Below are 17,300 nucleotides of genomic sequence, written 5' to 3' on the forward strand. Positions count from 1 at the left end.
TCGTGCTCATTTCGGTTCAGCCTTCGGTGAGGACCTCGAGCGACGGCGCCCAGCGCGGAATCTCACCGCGGCCGGAGGGCAGTCGCAGACTGCGAGCGTAGCTGTACTCCTGCAGCGTCTCGATGGCGTGCTCGCGGCCGTATCCGCTGGCGCCCACGCCGCCGAACGGGGTGCCGGTGAACGAGCGGTTGTAGTGGTTGACGAACACGATGCCCACGCGCAGCTCCCGGCTGAACCGCATGGCGCGCTCGGTTTCGCGGGTGAACACGCCGGCGACCAGGCCGAACTCGGTGCCGTTGGCGATGCGGACCGCCTCGGCCTCGTCCCGGAACGGGATCACGCAGACGACGGGGCCGAAGATCTCCTCCGTGGCGATGCGCATGTCCGGGGTGACGCCGGTGAACAACGTGGGCGGGACGTAGTAGCCGTCCGCCAGCTCCGGGTCGGCGGGCAGCGCCGCCTGGGCGGCGATCGTGGCGCCTTCGCGGACGCCGAGGTCGATGTAGTCCAGCACACGCTGCCGCTGCTCCGGGGTCACGAGCGGTCCGACGTGCGTGCCGGCGTCCGCGCCGTCGCCGACCTTCAGCCGGTTCACGGCGGCCGCGAGCCGGCGGACGACCTCCTCGTAGCGGTCGACGTGGACCAGCACGCGCGAGGCGGCGGTGCAGGCCTCGCCCTGGTTGAAGTAACCGCCTTCCACCGCCCACGGCACGGCCGAGTCGAGGTCCGCGTCTTCGAAGATCACCAGGGCGTTCTTGCCGCCGAGCTCCAGCAGAGTCGGCGTCAGGTTCTCCGCGGCGGTCCGGATCACGGCCTGGCCCGTGGTGGGCGCGCCGGTGAAGGAGACCTTGCCCACGAGCTTGTGTCCGGCGAGCCGCGCCCCGACCGCACCGGTGCCGGGCACGATGTGCACGATGTCGTCCGGGAGGATGGACTGGGCGATCTCGGCGACCCGCATCACCGACAGCGGCGCCTGCTCCGGCGGCTTGATGACCACGGCGTTGCCGGCCGCGAGCGCGGGGGCGATCTTGCCGGCGGTGTGCAGCGGGGGCCAGTTGAACGGGATGATGGCGCCGATGACGCCGAAGGGCTCGCGCAGCGTGATGTCGATCATGCTGCCCGAGTCGCGCGCCTGGCTCGGGATCGCCTCGCAGAGGCCGGCGAACATCTCGAAGATGGTGGGCGCGCCTTCGAGGTCGAAGTTCCGCGCCTGGGTGAAGGGCTTGCCGTTGTCGCTGGACTCCAGCGCGGCGATCTCGTCGGCGTTCTCGCGGATCGCCTGGGCGACCTTCCACAGCCACTTGCCGCGCTCGCGCGGGGTGCGGGCCTTCCACGCGAAGTGCGCCTCGTACGCGGCGCGGACCGCCTGGTCCACCTGCTCCGCGCCCGCACCCTGGATGGCGGCCAGCGGCCTGCCGGTCGCCGGATTGTGCACCGTGAAGCGGTCCGCCTCGTCCTGCGAGGACCAGCGCGTCCGCACGATCTGAGCGGTTTCGAACGTCGTAGTCACGACAGCCTCTCTTTCAGCACCGAGGCGATCCGCTCGGCGATCACGATGGTCGGAACGTTGGTGGCCACGCGCGGCATCGCCGGGAACACCGAGGCGTCCGCGACGGTGAGTCCCTCGACGCCGTAGACGGCGCCGTCGGTGTCGACGACGGCATCCGGATCACGGTGCGGACCCATCCGCATCGTGGAACTTCCGTGGTTGTAGTGCGCCGGCGCGCGCCGGACCGCGTCCGCGAGCTCCTCGTCGCTCACGCCCGGACCCGGCACCCGCTCGTCCACCAGCAGGTCGGCGAGCGGCTGGGTGCGCGCGATCCTGCGGGCGATGCGCACGGCGTCGGCGACCCGTTCGGCGTCGTCGGCGACCGTGTAGAGCCCGAGATCGATGATCGGCGCGTCCTCCGGGTCGCGTGAGGCGAGCCGCACGGTGCCCCGCGAACGGGGCTGGACGCAGGAGACGAAGAAGACCATGTCCCAGCCGGTCGGGTGGTTCTCGACCGGCGGAACGATCATGGCGGGCAGGCTTCGGGTCGGCACCGCCGCCGAAGGCAGGATCTGCACGTCGTAGTCCGGCTCGCCCGGTCCCGCGGCGACGCTGAGCACGCTGCCGAACATCTGCCGCGCGCCGTCCCGCGGCGGCTTCGCGACGTGGATGTTCCAGAAGGCGGGGTGTTCGGTGAGGTTGCGCCCCACGCCCGGGAGGTCGGCCAGCACGTCGATGCCGTGCGCCGCGAGCTCGGCGCGGTCTCCGACGCCGGAACGCATGGCGATGAGCGGGGTGCTGTAGGCGCCGGCGCTGAGCACGACGTGCCTGGCGTCGATCTCCTCTCCGGAGGCGAGCCGGACCCCGCAGGCCCGGGTGCCCCGGAAGAGCACCCGGTCGACCGGCGCGTCGCCGCGCACCCGCAGGTTCGGCCGCTGGCGGACCGGGTTGAGGTAACCGACGGCCGTGCTCAGCCGCAGGCCGTCGGCCGCGCTGAGCGGAGTGTGCGCGAAGCCCGGCGCGCCCGGCGCGTTGAAGTCGCCGACCGTCGGATATCCGAGCCGTGCGCTCGCCTCTCCCATCGCCGCGACGTGCGGGCCCAGGTCCGCCGCCGTGCTCAGCGTGATGCGGTACGGCCCGCCGAGGCCGTGGAACTTCTCCTCGCCGTACGGGTAGTGCTCCATCTTCTTGTAGAAGGGGAGCATCTCCGGGTAGCCCCATTCGGGCCCGGCCAGGTCCGCCCACGCGTCGTGATCGGACGGCCGGGCGCGCATCGCCACGCAGACGTTGACGGAGGAGGATCCGCCGATGATCCGGCCGCGGGGGACCGGCACCTCGTTGCCGAACTCGTCCGGGACCGATCGATAACCCCAGTCGTAGGAGTACGGCGCGTAGTGGGCGTCGGCGACCTCCGCCGGCAGTTCCTCGACGGTCGCGAAATCGGGTCCGGCCTCCAGGAGCAGGACGGACAGCCGTGGATCCGCGCTCAGCCGGTTGGCGAGGACGCAGCCGGCGGATCCGCCGCCGATGACGATGACGTCGTAGGTCATGATCACTCCTCCGTCGACGCGGTCCTACACGTACCGGGGGCGGCCGACGACGAACCCGAGGACCAGGTCGACGGCGAAGACCACGGTGAGCATGACCATCGGGACGGCCCAGCCGCCCGTGGAGCCGTGCAGCACGCCGAACAGGAACGGGCCGCCGATGGCGATCAGGTAGCCGAAGCCCTGCGACATGGCCGAGATCCCGGCGGTCTCGGCCGCGGTGCGGGTGCGCAGCGCGAACAGGCCGAGCGCGATCGGGAACACGCCCATGCCCGCCCCCCACAGGAGCGACCACAGCCACGGCACCGACGTCGGCGAGACGAGCATGCCGATCGTGCCGACGATCTCCAGGCCCACGAGCCCGGCGATCCACCAGGACTGGCTGCGGCTGCGCATCGCGGCCGGCACGACCACCATCGTGACGGGCAGGGCGGCCGCGACCAGCAGGGCGAGCAGCAGACCCGACTCCTGCTTGCTGATGCCCGCGCCGGTGAACACGTTCGCGGCCCAGCCCATCAGGACGTAGGAGCCCGCCGCCTGCAGCCCGAAGAACCCGGTGATCAGCCACGCGAGCGGGCTGCGCAGCAGCAGCGTGCGCTCCGCCGGCGCGGCCGGGCTCGCGCCGAGCAGGCCGGTGCGGCGCGTTCCGGCGATCCAGACCAGCAGCGCGCCGATGGACAGCAGCGACCACGCGGCCAGGGTGACCCGCCAGCCGCCGATCTGTTCCTGCAGCCAGGGGGTCGCCGCGGCGCCTACCCCGCCGCCGACCATCAGGGCCACGGTGTAGACCGTGGTCATGAGCGGGATCCGCTGGGGGAACGCCTGCTTGACCACGACCGGGATGAGCACGTTGCCGATGGCGATGCCGGACGCCGCGACGAACGTGCCGGCCAGCATCACCCACGGGCCGCCCACGACCCGCAGCAGCAGTCCGGCGGTGAGCACGACCAGACCGGCGCCGACCGCCCGGGCCAGGCCGAGCTTGCGGGCCGCCAGCGGTGCCGCCGCGGCGGCGATGCCGAAGCAGAGGGTGGGTACGGCGGTCAGCACGCTCGCCCAGAGCAGGGAGGCGCCGAGCGACCGGCGCACCTCGTCGAGCAGCGGGCCGACGGTGGTGATGGCGGGACGCAGGTTCGCCGCCGCCAGGGCGACGCCCACCATCAGTAGCGGCGTCCCGACCATGGCGGCGTTCCTCTCGACCGCCACCGGCGCGACTTCTTGTTCCTGCGTAGTCACAGTGTTGCCTCCTTCACTCGCGATACGTCCCATTGCAGGTGGAGCTCGTCGAATCCACGCGCGATGACCAGCCGTTCCCGGCTGCGCGAGTTCGCGGGCCCCAGACGCAGTCCGGGCAGGCGGTCGAACAGCAGTGGAATGGCGATCTGCAGCTGGAGCCGGGCCAGCCCGGCGCCGAGGCAGGTGTGGATGCCGCGGCCGAAGGCCAGCATGTTGCGGCCGGCCCTCGGCTTGATGTCGAACATGTCCGGGTCGGCGAGCACACGCTCGTCCCGGTTCGCGGCGCCGAAGTGCACCATCACGCGGTCGCCGGGCCGCAGCCGGCGGCCGGCGAGCTCGGTCTCCGCCGTGACGGTGCGGAAGAGGCCCTGGACCGGAGACTCGAACCGCAGGATCTCCTCGACCATCGCCGCGGGTGTCACCTCGCCCTCGCGCAACGCCGCGAGCTGAGCCGGATTCTCCAGCAGGCTCACCAGGCCGTTGCCGATGGAGCGGGTGACCGTGACGTGCCCCGCGATGATCAGGTTCATCACGATGCGCATGAGCTCGACGTTGTCGAGGCCGTTCTCGCCGTGGTCGGCCGCGAGCGACGCGATGAGCCCGTCGCCGGCCCGCCCCGGGTCCAGCAGCATCCCCATCACGTAGTTCTGCATGGCGATGACGTCGCGGGCGCAGGCGGCCCGCTCCGCCACGTCGCCGCCGCCGACGGACAGCTTCAGCCAGCTGTGGCTCCACTGCCGCAGCAGCGGCACGTCGCCGGCCGGGACGCCGAGGATCCGCGCCATGACGGACAGCGGCAGCGGCCACGCGTAGTTCTCGATGATGTCGGTGGAACCGGCGGCGGCGAACCGTCCGATCAGCTCCTCGCCGGTCGCCCTGATGAAGGGTTCGAGCTCGGCCACCCGCCGCGGCGTGAAGACCCGGTTCACCGCCACGCGCAGCCGGGTGTGCTCCTCGCCGTCGCTCTCGGTGAGATTGGGCGTCAGCGACCAGCCTTCGGCCAGGATCTGCTTGACCTCGTCGGCCTCCGGCCCCGCGGTCGCCTTCACCGCGCTCTCGGATGAGTACGTCTCCGGATCGTGGGCCACGCGTACGACGTCTTCATGCCGCGTGACGACGAAGACATCCAGATTCTCGTCATGGAATACAGGGCATCGATCACGCATCTGCGTGTACGTCGGATACGGGTCGGCCAGTTGGCTGTCAGAGGTGGGGTCGAATGTCGGCATAGTCATCGGGGTCGCTCCGCTTGGTGGCTTCTCGTCCGGCGGGCACTGCTCGTCCGGGCACTGCTCGTCCGGGGTGCTGGGCCGGCCGGTGGGGGGACCGGCCGGCCCAGTCGCGGGGTGCGGTTCAGTCGGCCGCGGCCAGCGCGGGCACGTGGGCACTCAGCTGTCTGCGATCGGTGGCCCACAGGGGGGTGCTGTGCATCTCGGGCACCGCGGGTTCGTGGACAAAGGTGTCGTGCACGCTCTGGGTCGCCTCGGCCAAGCCGCTCTCCCCGGTCAGCACGCTGAGCCTGTTGGACGTGACGAGCAGATCGGTGCGCGCGGCGCCGACCGACCGCAGTGCTTCGAGCAGTCGCAGCGGCGAGCCGGGCAGCTGGCCTATTCCAAGGCCGACGACCGAGAGCCGGGCCAGGTTGGAGGTCCAGTGCACCTCGTCCAGGCGGCTGCCCCGGTAGGCCTCGGCCAGCAGCCCGCGCGCCTCCTCCACGCTCTCCGCGGGCAGGGTGATCGCGAGGTCGCCGGCGTCCTCCGTTCCGAGACTGCCGTAGCGGCGCAGTTCGACCTCGATCTCGCGTTCGGCGAGTCCGCGCAGGATCCGCACCGCGTGGTCCGCGGTGATCTGGCGCAGCACGCAGCGCACGAGACCGGTCTTGGTGGCCACCCCCGCGATCGCGGGGACCTCGCCGAGCGCGGCCGGCGTCCAGGAGTCGCCGGACACCGCCACTGCGGCGGTGCGGCGGCGATATCCGACCCAGGTCTCCGGGCCGCAGGCGGTGTGGTTGGACCGCACCTTCAGGTCGACGCCGTGGGTCCGCGCGTAGTCCACGGAGTCCGCGGCGAGCACCTTGGCTCCGCTCACCGCGAGCTCGGCCATCTCCTCGTAGAGCAGGGCGGTGTGGCGCCGGGCGCCGTCGACCTTCCTGGGGTCGGCGGTGTAGACCCCCGCGACATCGGTGACGATCTCGCAGTGGTCCGCGCCGAGCGCCGCCGCCAGGGCCACGCCGGTGGTGTCCGAGCCGCCGCGGCCCAGGGTGGTGCAGGGCCCTCCGGCACCCGCCTCACCCTGGAAGCCCGCGACGACGGGGATCGCTCCCTTGCGGAGATCCTCCTTGAGCCTCCGCGGATCCACCTGCTGGATCGTCGCCCGGCCGTGGCGGTCGTCCGTACGGATTCCCGCCTGGGCGCCGCTGAACGACCTGCTGGGTGCGCCCTGGCGGTTCAGCGCCATCGACAGCAGCGCGGCGGACACGGCCTCGCCCGTGCTGAGCAGGGCGTCGAGCTGGGCGGGATCCGGCCGGTCGGACACCGAGGAGGCCAGTTGCAGCAGCCTGTCGGTGGTGCCGCCCATGGCGGACACGACCGCGACGACCTCGTGCCCGTCCGCCCGCGCCGCGAGGATCTGCCGTGCCGCCTCGAAGACCTTCTCGGGCGTGGCGACCGAGGTTCCGCCGTACTTTTGCACAATGAGCGCCATCTCACGCACTCTCTTCCTTCGGAGCGGAGCCGGCTCGGGCCTTACTGCTCGTGCAGGAACTCACGGATCGCGTATCCGACGTGCCGCTGGTCGGTCATGGTGTGCCCGAGGATGTGGTCGCCGGGGCGCAGCTCGGTGAAGTTGTGGACGCTGCCGCCGGCGCCGAGGGCGCGCACGTGCCAGTCGTCCTGGCCGACCATGTTCACGACGTCGCCGGACGCGGTGCGGGCCTCGATCTGCAGCATCGGGCGGGTCTCCATCTTGATCCGGCACACGATCACCCGGCGCACGCCGCCGTTGGTGTTGACGGCCAGGATCTCCGAGCCGCAGCGCAGCTCGGACAGGTAGCGGGTGCGGTTGCCGGGCGTCAGGGTGTAGGAGCTGAGGGCGGCCGCGTTCACCCGGAAGGGGCGGGTCGGCATGTACGGCAGCGGGTGGGTCTCGCTGCTGACCAGCATCAGGCCGGTCGAGTACGAGCCGACCAGGATGCCCTCGTTGGGCTGCATGTGGGAGCAGGTGTCCACGCACACCCGGTCGCCGAGCCCCAGGTGCGTGAGCTTGACGATCTCCAGCGGCTCCAGCTCCAGCGTCTCGGCCTCGCCCTGGCACACGCGCACCAGCTCGGAGGCGTCGCCGACCCGCCGCGGGGCGAGCAGCACCGCGTCGGAGCCGCGCTCCAGGACGCCGATGGTGACCATCGCGTCCTCGACGTCCTCGACCACGGTGACGATCGAGCCCTTGGCCTTGTCGGCGGCCGCCAGCAGGATCTCCAGCGGGATCTTGCTCGGGTCCTGGCGGAACTCGACCAGGGTCAGCTCCGCCTCGTTCGCGATCCTGCAGGCGAGCTGCAGCGTCTCCTCACCCAGCACCTTGACCAGGACGCCGGTGCGCAGGCCGGGCCGGACGCCCTCGAACTTCTCGGCGATGCTGTGGTCGGCGATCAGGATGTCGACCACGCCGACGAGCTGGTCGATCAGGGTCGTGGGGGTCTCGCCGGTGACGACGGCGGCCTTCTCCAGGGTCGGCGGGACCTTCGCGGCGAGCTCGGGGTCGTCCAGCACGACGGCGCCGATGCCGAGATGGGTGCTCTCTTCGATGACGGCGGTGGCGAGTTCGGAGGAGAGGCCGCGGAGGTCGATCCACGCTGTTTTCATGTTCGCACCTTCGGTCGTTAGTCGGTCGTGAGCGGGTGGTGCCTGTCAGGCCACTGTCGCGCCGGCCAGGGCCAGGTCCAGGGGAGTCAGGGTCTTGCGGGAGCCGAGTCCGGCGTGGACTCGCTGGGCGACCGACCGGGCCAGCTTCCCGGGGTCGGTGGCGCGGAATATGTTGCGGCCGACCGCGACTCCGAGCACGCCGGACTCCATCACGCGGTCGATCAGGGTGAGGAAGGCGTCGGTGTCGCCGACCACGCCGCCGCCGGCGGTCACCACCGGGATCGGGCTCGCCTCCACGACCTCGCGCATCGTGACGGGCGAGCCGGTGAACGGGAGCTTCACGATGTCGGCGCCGAGGTCCGCCGCGACGTTCGCCGCGTGCGCCAGCAACGTGGGATCGGCCGGGTCCGCGATGCGGGGGCCGCGCGGGTAGATCATCGCGAGCAGCGGGACGCCCCAGCGTGCGCACTGGTCGGCGACCAGGCCGAAGTCGGCCAGCTGCTCGGCCTCGTTGCTCGAACCGAGGTTGATGTGCACGCTGACACCGTCCGCGCCCAGCGCCACGGCCTCGGCCACGGCGCCCACCAGGGTCTTCGCGTCAGCGTCCGGCGCGTGCCTGGTGCTGCCGCTCAGGTGCACGATCAGGGCCAGCCGCCCGAGCAGCTCGGTGGGAAGGAAACGGACCCGGCCCTTGTGGACGACGATCCCGTCCACGCCGTTCGCGGCCATCGCCGTGACCAGCCCGGTGAAATCGGCGGCGGACGACACCGGCCCGTCCGCCAGTGAATGATCGAGCGGAACCAGGAACGCCGTCCCGGAAGCCGAGTGCAGAATCCGCTGGGTCCGTAGGTTCTTTCCAGACCAACCGTACGCTTCTGCCATCTCTTGACACCCCATTTCCAGTTCGGGAATTCATTTGGAGCCGGCGGCCGCGCACCGTCGCTCTGCCAGGCGTTTCGCGAGTTCCTGCCAGGCTTGCCCGCTCGCCTCCGCGAGTTCCGCGACGAATTCGACGCAGTGGTCCGGCAGGTCGCCGACGAGGCGTTCCCGCGTCCGCGCGTCCATCTCGGCCACCGCCAGAACGCTCAGCAGCAGCCGGCCGGACTCGTTGAACCGCAGCGACGGGTCGGAGCGGAGCGCGCGCAGCATCGCGCCCGTCCGGTCCGGCCCGGCGGGCCGCGGAGTGGCGCCCCGAGCGCGTCGTGGATCGGGGTTCTGCTTGGGCGACGCGGCTCGCTGCTCCGCGGCCCGCTGTTCCGGGATCAGCGCCGTGGCCTGCTCGTTCAGTTGCATCCGCACGGCCCGTACGGTGCCCGGGGACACCCCGGCCGCCGCGCTCACGGTGCGCAGCGAGGAGGTGGGATCGCGCAGCAGGATCTCCCTGGCGCGCTCGCGCCCGGAGGCCGCGCTGACCGGGCGCACCCGGCCGTCCCGGCCGATCCTGACCTCGGCCACCGGCGCTCCGCACTGGCCGCGCAGCGCGCCGACGGTCTTGGGCGAGAGCCCCACGACCTCGGCCACCGCCCGGTTCGACCAGCCCGGGTGCTCGTGGAGGATGCGCAGCACGGCCGATTTCCGGTCGGCCAGCGAGAGCGGCAGCCCGTGCCGCACGTTCAGCCGCACCGCCAGCACGAAGGCGCCGGCGTCGTCGCCGTCGAAGTAGCGGGCTCGGATCGCCCGCTCTCCGCGCAACTGCGCGGCGCGCACCCGGTGCATCCCGTCGATCACCCGGTTGGTGCCCCGCTGCACGACGATCGGCGGCAACTCGGCCTCCGGCTCCAGCTCCGCGAGAGCCAGCGCGTGATCGGCGTCCTCTCCCGCGGATCGGGGTGAGCCCCTCAGGACGAGCTCGGCGATCGAGATCCACTCGACGTCGGAGCCGATGTCCGTCTCCCGCTCGCAATTGATCGCATCCCCGCTTACCACGTGACTCACCCCTCGTCATCAGCGGGCCTGGCGTGTCCTTGAGAGCACTCTGTCGCAAAATCATACCTTACACAAGGTATTTTTTTATAAATGGCCTTTCACCTGCGATTACACGCAATGACTGCTCATGATCATACCTTTACTACGGTATGTTTCTGACTGTGCAAGCGAGGATCGTCCCCGGTTGCACAAGGCCGCCAGGAGCTGCGCCGGCCGCCCGCACGTACAAGAGGTCCCGGTCGTCTGAAGGGGTAACCATGGGGAACGACCTGCGAGCTGACACCACCCGCGCCCGACTCGAGGCGAACCGGAACCGGCGCGTCGAGATGCTGCGGGCCGAGCCGGAGCTCGCGGACCGGATGCCGCTGCGCGAAGTCTTCGAGAGCGCCGCGGAGCCCGGACTGCGGCTTGCCGAGATCGTCAAGCGCACCTTGACGGGATACGGCGACCGGCCCGCGCTCGCCGAACGCGCCAAGGAGTTCGTCTCCGTGGCCGGACGCACCGAGCTGCGGCGACTGCCCAGGTTCGACACCGTCTCCTACGGCGAGCTGTGGTCCCGGCTGAGCGCCGTCGCCGCCGACTGGTACCACCACGGCGAGCATCCGCTGCGCGCCGGGGACTTCGTGGCGATCCTGGGCTTCGCCGGCGTCGACTACACCACCGTGGACCTGGCGTGCGGTCAGGTCGGCGCGGTCGCCGTGCCGCTGCACAACACCGCCACGGTCGCCCACATCCGCCACCTGGTCGGCGAGGCCGCTCCGCGCGTCTTCGCCACGAGCGCGGAGCGGCTGGGCACCGTGCTCGAAGCGCTGGCCGGGGAGACGTCCGTCGTCCGGCTGATCGTGTTCGACCACTGTCCCCAGCTCGCCGAGCACCGGGAGAGCGTGGCGGACGCGCGCCGGCTGCTGGCCGAGACCGGCTCGCCGATTTCGCTGGAGCTGCTGTCGCGCGTCATCGAGCGCGGGAGTGCGCTGCCGCCCGCGCCAGACCTGCCGCCGGTCGACGACGCGGGAGAGGTGCTGTCCTCACTGATCTACACCTCCGGCAGCACGGGCACTCCGAAGGGCGTCATCTTCCCGGAGTCGACCGTCTCTCTGATGTGGCGGCCGCCCGAGCAGCGTCACCCGATGATCACAGCCAACTTCCTGCCGCAGAGCCATCTCGTCGCCAGGCGGCTCGTGATCAAGACGCTCGCACTGGGCGGCACCGCGTATTTCGTGGCCGACAGCAATCTCTCGACGCTGCTGGAGGATCTCGCGCTGATCCGGCCGACGGAGTTCGCCATGGTGCCGCGCGTCTGCGAGCTGCTCCACCAGAGCTATCTGAGCCTGCTGGACCAGTGGAACGCCGAGGAGCTGCGGCGGCATTTCCGGGACGTTGTTCTCGGCGGCCGTGTCATCCACACCCCCTGCGGCTCCGCCCCGCTCGCGCCGGAGCTGGCCGCTTTCGTCGAGTCCTGCCTGGACGTTCCGTTCTTCGACAGCTACGGCACCACCGAGACCGGGCTCGTCATGCTGGACCACCGCGTGCAGCGGGCGTTCGTGCTCGACTACAAGCTCGTCGACGTGCCCGAACTCGGGTACTACACCACCGACACGCCGTATCCGCGGGGCGAGTTGCTGGTCAGGACCAAGCTGATCACCCCCGGCTACTACCGGCGCCCGGACGTCACCGCGGAGGCCTTCGACGACGACGGCTACTACCGCACCGGCGACATCATGGCCGAGGTCGAGCCCGACCGGCTGTACTACCTCGACCGGCGCAAGAACGTGCTCAAGCTGTCCCAGGGAGAGTTCGTGGCGCTGGCGAAACTGGAGGCGGTCTATGTCGCCAGTCCGCTGCTGCAGCAGATCTTCCTGTACGGCAACAGCTCCCGCCCGTACCTGCTCGCCGTGGTGGTGCCGACCGCAGAGGCGCTCGACCAGGCGTCCGACGAGGCGGCGCTGAAGGCGGCGATCCACGAGTCGCTGCAGCACATCGCGAAGCGTGCCGACCTCAAGCCGTACGAGATCCCGCGCGATCTGCTCGTCGAGACGGTGCCGTTCAGCCAGGAGAACGGACTGCTGTCCGACTCGACCAAGCAACTGCGTCCGCGGTTGAAGGAGCACTACGGCGAACGGCTGGAGCGGCGTTACGCCGAGCTGGCCGAGGAGCAGATCGACGGCCTGCGCGGTCTGCGGCACGACGAGAACCGCCCGGTCGTGGAGACGGTCGGCCGTGCCGTGCGGGCGCTGCTCGGGGCGTCCGCCGGCGAGCCGGGCCCGGGGACGCGCTTCACGGACATGGGTGGAGACTCACTGACCGCGCTGTCGCTCTCGAACCTGCTCAAGGAGATCTTCGGCACCGAGGTCCCGGTCGGGACGCTGCTCGGCCCGGCCAACAGCCTTGGCGAGATCGCCGGCCAGATCGAGCGGCTACGTGATCCGTCGGCGCAGCGGGCCACGTTCGCCGGTGTGCACGGCGACCAGGCCACCGCGGCGCGGGCCGGGGACCTCGTGCTCGCCAGGTTCATCGACGAGGCGACGCTGACCGCGGCCACGGCCCTTCCCCAGCCGACCGGCGCTCCGACCACGGTGCTGCTCACCGGAGCCAACGGCTATCTCGGCCGTTTCCTGTGCCTGGAGCTGCTGCAGTCGCTGGCCAGCGGCGGCGGCACACTGATCTGTCTCGTGCGCGGCGCCGACGACGCGGCCGCTCGCGCGCGGCTGGAGGACTCGCTGGACAGCGGGGACGTCGAGCTCAAGCGGCGGTTCGCCGAGCTGGCCGGCGCCGGCGCGTTGCAGGTGCTGGCCGGCGACGTCGGCGCGCCGAACCTGGGCCTGTCCGAGCGGACCTGGCAGCGCCTGGCCGCGACGGTGGACGCCGTCGTGCACGCGGCCGCGCTGGTGAACCACGTGCTGCCGTACCGCCAGCTGTTCGGCCCCAACGTCGCCGGCACGGCCGAGGTCGTCCGGCTGGCCGTCACCACCCGGCTGAAGCCGGTCGGCTTCCTGTCCTCCGTGGCAGTCGCGTCGCACGGAACCGGCATGGACGAGGGCGCCGACATCCGCGTGGCCAGTCCAGTGCGGCCGATCGACGAGAGCCACGCCAACGGCTACGCCACCAGCAAGTGGGCGGGCGAGGTGCTGCTCCGTGAGGCGCACGACCTGTGCGGGCTGCCGGTGACCGTGTTCCGTTCGGGCATGATCCTGGCGCACGGCCGTCACACCGGGCAGCTGAACGTGCCGGACGCGTTCACCCGTCTGGTGCTGAGCCTGATCGCCACCGGAATCGCGCCCGGGTCGTTCTATCGCGGTGGCGACGCGAGCCGGGCCCACTACGACGGCCTGCCCGGGGACTTCGTCGCCGCCTCGGTGGCCGCCCTGGGAAGCGGCGCGGCCGGATATCGCACGTTCAACGTGGTCAACCCGCACGACGACGGAATCTCACTGGACACCGTCGTCGACTGGCTGGCCGATTCCGGGATCGCGATCCGCCGCGTCGGGGACTACCAGGAGTGGCGTGAGCGGTTCGAGGCCGCACTGCGAGAGCTGCCGGACAAGCAGCGGCAGCACTCGCTCCTCCCGCTGATGCGCGCCTGGCGGGAGCCCGCGACGCCCCGGGCCGGGTCGGCGTTTCCCGCCGAACGGTTCCAGGAAGCCGTGGGGGACATTCCGCACCTGTCCCGGGCGCTGATCGAGAAGTACGTGTCGGATCTACGGCACCTGAGCCTCCTCTAGGCGGGCAGCACGGGCCAGCCGTGGCGTCTCGCCCACGAGGCCAGCACCGGGTCGTCGCCGACGACCCTCGGACTGCCGACGAACGTCAGCAGGTCCAGGTCGCTGGAGTGGTCGCCGTACGCGAAGCAGACGGCGGGGCTGACTCCGAGACTCCGGAGCAGCTCCGCGGCGGCCTCGTACTTGGCGGGGCCGATCATCGATCTGGCCACCTCGCCGGTCAGCAGTCCGTCGCCACCGACGACGAGCTCCGTGCACAGCACCTCGTCGCCACCCACGTCCGCGGCCAGCGGTTCGAGCACCGCCCGGCACGAGCCGGAGACCAGCACCACCAGGTCTCCGGCCGCTCGATGTCCGGCCAGCGCCGCCACGGTAGAGCCCACGAAGGCGTCAGGCCGCTGACGATGCCGCGCGTACCAGCGACTGCCCGCCTCCGCCAGCGTCGCGCTGGGGACGCCGGCGAAGAGCCGGTAGTAGGCGCGGTTCGCGGCCGCCCTGCCCTCCCGCTCCGCCACCGCCCCCAGCTCGGCCACGGCGCCGCGGAAGGCCGCGTCATCGCGGCCCAGCCAGTGCCGCAGGAACTCGACCATGCTCTTCCCGGCCAGCAGCGTCTCGTCCACATCGAAGAAGGCCACCCGAAGGGGAACGCTCAGCCTTTTCACAGCAAGATCCCAGTAACATACCTTCGCAAAGGTTTTTTCCTAGGATTCCCCCAAGCGAGGGCAGAGTGGCTCAGGAGCGCGCGGTTCAGACTCGGGCACTGGTGCTCGCCGCGGCGGCGGAGGAGTTCGCCGCGAACGGCTACGAGGGCACAAAGCTGCTCAACGTGGTGGAACGCACCAGTATGACGAAAGGTGCGCTGTACGGACATTTCTCCTCCAAAGAAGAGCTGGCGGCCACCCTGATCGAGGAGGCCGGGGACGAGCTGATCGCACGTGTGGAACGGCGCGCCGAGGGCACGACGGCGCTGCTGGCACTGCGGGAGACGATGCTCGATCTCACCCGGCACCTGCGCCGGGACGCGCTCGCCAGGTCCGCGTTGCGGCTCGCCGTGGAGGCCCCGCACCTGGACCGGCACGCTCACGGGCTGGTCGGGCGGATCTCCCTGTCACTGGCCCGCGCCGTGGCCCGGGCGCACGCGGAGAGCCGGGTGATGGGCAGGCATCCCCCCGACACCGTCGCCCGGCTCCTGATGTCGCTGTTCTTCGAGATCCCGCATCCCGCACCCCGTGACGACGCGGATGCCGCGCGCCGGTTCGACGACCTGTGGAAGGCCGTGTCCGGACCTCGGGACGGTGGTTCGGACACGGTCTAGTCAGCCGAGGCCGAGGAAGGCCTTCGCGTACGCGTCCGCCGCCGGGGCGAACCGCAGCGCGCCGTGACCGGCGCCGGTGTGGACGTCCCGCCACCGCCGTTGCACCGGATCGTCCTCGGCCAGCCCGTGGCCGCCGCACGCGGCGAACAGCCGGTCGACGGCGCTGACGCAGAGCTCCGCGGCGGCCGCCGCGTCGCACCGGTTCTGCGCGACGGTCCGCGCGTCCACCATGCCCCGGTCGGCGCGGTCGGCGGCCTCCCGGAGCAGCAGGCGGGCGGCGGACGCCTCCGGCGAGGACCGGGCGAGCGCCTGCCGGGCGTCCGGATCCGGCGACAGACGCGCGGCTCGCGTGGAAACACAGTCCGCCACCACGCCCAGGGCGGCTCCGACCAGGGGGGCGGCGAACATCACCGCCGCGACCAGCGTGTAGGGCACGTTGTGGCACCGTGCCTGCCGGGCGCTCCGGGTGCCGAGCAGTTCCGGCAGCGCGACCGTGCGGTGCTCGGGGACGAGCGTGTCGCACAGAACCACCGTGTTGGTCCCCGTCCCCCGCATACCGGCGGCCTGCCAGGTGTCCTCGACCACGAAGTCCCCGGCCGGGACGGCGAAGATCCGCACCGTCTCCCCGTCGCCGTCCGGCACCGTGCTGGCGAGCAGCACCCAGTCGGCGAAGTCCACCCCGCTGGCCCGGCCCCACTCGCCCTGAAGCAGCCAGCCACCCGGCACGGGCGTGGCCCGGCCCGACGGCGGCATGACGGACGCGGAGATCAGGGTGTCCGGGCCCGAGCCCCAGATCTCCTCCCGCGCCTGCTCGGGCAGGTAGGCGGCGATCCGTCCGTGCGCGGCGAACAGAGTCGCGCACCACGCGGTCGAGGGGCAGCTTTCGCCCACGGTGATCGCCGCCTCCACCAGCGGTGCGAAGCCTCCGGCCGCCCCACCCCACCGGCTGGGGACGAAGTGCCGGGGGAATCCCGCCTCCACCAGCGCGGCCACCGACTCCCGCCGAAGCCGGCGCGAACCGTCCACCTCGGCGGCGTACCGGGCCGCGCGGTCCACGAGTTCGGTCACGTCCAGACGGTGGTCCGGAGACACCGAGGTCAGCGTCATCGGCGGTCCTGCCCGCTGCTCGTGTCAGGGCCCAGCCTGAGCTCGACCGTGCCGGCGGCGACCTCGTCGCCGTCCTGCTCGGCGACGACGCGGACCACCATCCGGTCCGCGTCGCCACCGCCGGGCCGCGGCCTGGCGGTGATCCGGACCGGGGTGTCGAGTTCGCAGAAACTCGCGAACTCGCTCCGCAGACCGGTGACCGTGGCCCCGTGACCGGCCGGCGGGTGGGTCACGGCGAGCGCGGCCTGTCGGAACGCCTCCAGCACCACCATGCCCGGCACGTGGTCCACATGGTGGTCGACCATCTCGGTGTTGCTGTCGTCGAGCCGCAGCAGCCAGCTGTTGGCGTTTCCGTCGTCGGCCAGCAGCACGTCCTCCTTGCGCTGGCGCCCGACCTCGCCGGGCGAGAGCGGGCAACCGATGAAGGGCACGGACTCGTGCAGCGGGGGCGCCGCCTTCCGGCCGCGTATCGCCTGGTACACGCGCGGATCCACCGCCTGCGAAAGAAGGCTGCCGTGCCCGCAGACCACCCCGGCCACGCTGACCTCGACCTCCAGGCGCATGCACAGCCGGCGGCAGGTCCACTTGGCGGTGGGAGCGCAGGTGACCCGCAGGTTGACCGGGAGCCACGGCGTACGGGAGGGAGGCGTGGTGCCGTCGATTTCGAGCGTGACCGCGCCGAGGATGAACTTGTGCGTCTCGGGCACCCCGTAGAAGCGGTGCTGAATGTAGTAACCGGCCTGCCGGAGTGCTTCTGTCGGCAGCATCGGGTCGGTCCAGCCGGAGTCGTCCTGCTGGTAGAGGCAGTGGTCGCGCGGCAGCATGGCCGCGATGATGAAACTGTCCGGCGCCTGCCGGACTCCGTCGGTGAGCAGCACGCGCTCGGCCGCGGACTTGTGGACCAGTTCGCGGGACACGAAACGCGGGCCGGGTAAGTGCGCGCCGCCGGCGGGCTCTGGCATTGCATCCCAGTCCCAGGTGAACGGGGACGACGACTGCCAGGCAGTCGGCAGGGTGACGTCTTCTGCCGATAGTTGAGCACTCATCTCTGATCCCTTCTGATCTGGACCTTGCGCGATCGCGTGCGATGGTGTCCTAGGTCACACG

At 71.3% G+C, this 17,300-nt stretch carries 13 protein-coding genes; 2 read left to right on the forward strand and 11 right to left on the reverse strand.

What is annotated here, in order from left to right; all coding sequences use genetic code 11:
* Positions 1-16 precede the first annotated feature (16 nt).
* The 8 genes from HHX37_RS22245 to HHX37_RS22280 form a co-directional block, all read right to left on the reverse strand.
* On the reverse strand, positions 17-1,510 hold the full coding sequence (locus HHX37_RS22245) for an aldehyde dehydrogenase family protein (protein WP_220503048.1): 1,494 nt from the start codon (positions 1,508-1,510) through the stop codon (positions 17-19).
* Positions 1,507-3,039 carry a GMC family oxidoreductase gene (locus HHX37_RS22250; RefSeq protein WP_182886610.1) on the reverse strand — a complete coding sequence of 511 codons (1,533 nt, stop codon included), beginning with the start codon at positions 3,037-3,039 and terminating at the stop codon, positions 1,507-1,509. Before HHX37_RS22250 ends, HHX37_RS22245 begins: the two co-directional genes overlap by 4 nt.
* Positions 3,040-3,063: 24 nt before the next feature.
* Positions 3,064-4,272 carry an MFS transporter gene (locus tag HHX37_RS22255; protein ID WP_208868463.1) on the reverse strand — a complete coding sequence of 403 codons (1,209 nt, stop codon included), beginning with the start codon at positions 4,270-4,272 and terminating at the stop codon, positions 3,064-3,066.
* The gene (locus HHX37_RS22260; RefSeq protein ID WP_182886611.1) at positions 4,269-5,507 is read right to left on the reverse strand and encodes a cytochrome P450; all 1,239 of its coding nucleotides are present in this window, start codon (positions 5,505-5,507) and stop codon (positions 4,269-4,271) included. Before HHX37_RS22260 ends, HHX37_RS22255 begins: the two co-directional genes overlap by 4 nt.
* 118 nt (positions 5,508-5,625) lie before the next feature.
* Positions 5,626-6,975, reverse strand: coding sequence for an aspartate kinase (locus tag HHX37_RS22265; RefSeq protein WP_182886612.1), 1,350 nt, complete (start codon positions 6,973-6,975; stop codon positions 5,626-5,628).
* 41 nt (positions 6,976-7,016) lie between these two features.
* The gene (locus HHX37_RS22270; protein ID WP_182883234.1) at positions 7,017-8,129 is read right to left on the reverse strand and encodes a 3-dehydroquinate synthase II family protein; all 1,113 of its coding nucleotides are present in this window, start codon (positions 8,127-8,129) and stop codon (positions 7,017-7,019) included.
* 45 nt (positions 8,130-8,174) lie between these two features.
* Positions 8,175-9,026, reverse strand: coding sequence for a 2-amino-3,7-dideoxy-D-threo-hept-6-ulosonate synthase (locus HHX37_RS22275; protein ID WP_310738343.1), 852 nt, complete (start codon positions 9,024-9,026; stop codon positions 8,175-8,177).
* Between the two features lie 15 nt (positions 9,027-9,041).
* A complete protein-coding gene (locus HHX37_RS22280; RefSeq protein ID WP_182886613.1) occupies positions 9,042-10,055 on the reverse strand; it encodes a ParB and winged helix-turn-helix domain-containing protein in 1,014 nt (337 codons plus the stop codon).
* Between the two features lie 257 nt (positions 10,056-10,312).
* On the opposite strand from HHX37_RS22280, the gene car reads away from it, so the two are divergent.
* Positions 10,313-13,774: a carboxylic acid reductase gene (car, locus tag HHX37_RS22285; RefSeq protein WP_220503049.1), complete on the forward strand. Its 3,462-nt coding sequence runs from the start codon at positions 10,313-10,315 to the stop codon at positions 13,772-13,774.
* Here the strand turns inward: car and HHX37_RS22290 are convergent.
* Positions 13,771-14,433, reverse strand: a complete 663-nt coding sequence (locus HHX37_RS22290; protein WP_220503050.1) for an HAD family hydrolase — start codon at positions 14,431-14,433, stop codon at positions 13,771-13,773. The genes car and HHX37_RS22290 overlap by 4 nt on opposite strands.
* A 65-nt stretch (positions 14,434-14,498) precedes the next feature.
* Between HHX37_RS22290 and HHX37_RS22295 the strand changes: the two genes are divergently transcribed.
* Positions 14,499-15,086 carry a TetR/AcrR family transcriptional regulator gene (locus HHX37_RS22295; protein ID WP_182875551.1) on the forward strand — a complete coding sequence of 196 codons (588 nt, stop codon included), beginning with the start codon at positions 14,499-14,501 and terminating at the stop codon, positions 15,084-15,086.
* Here the strand turns inward: HHX37_RS22295 and HHX37_RS22300 are convergent, their stop codons facing one another.
* Positions 15,087-16,193, reverse strand: a complete 1,107-nt coding sequence (locus HHX37_RS22300) for an acyl-CoA dehydrogenase family protein (protein WP_182886614.1) — start codon at positions 16,191-16,193, stop codon at positions 15,087-15,089.
* Positions 16,190-17,239 (reverse strand): ScbA/BarX family gamma-butyrolactone biosynthesis protein, encoded by a 1,050-nt coding sequence (locus tag HHX37_RS22305; RefSeq protein WP_182886615.1) that lies wholly within the window; start codon positions 17,237-17,239, stop codon positions 16,190-16,192. The genes HHX37_RS22300 and HHX37_RS22305 overlap by 4 nt, the downstream gene beginning before the upstream one ends.
* Positions 17,240-17,300: the final 61 nt, after the last annotated feature.

Source organism: Microbispora sp. H10885 (assembly GCF_014161415.1).
Classification (GTDB): Bacteria; Actinomycetota; Actinomycetes; order Streptosporangiales; family Streptosporangiaceae; genus Microbispora; species Microbispora triticiradicis.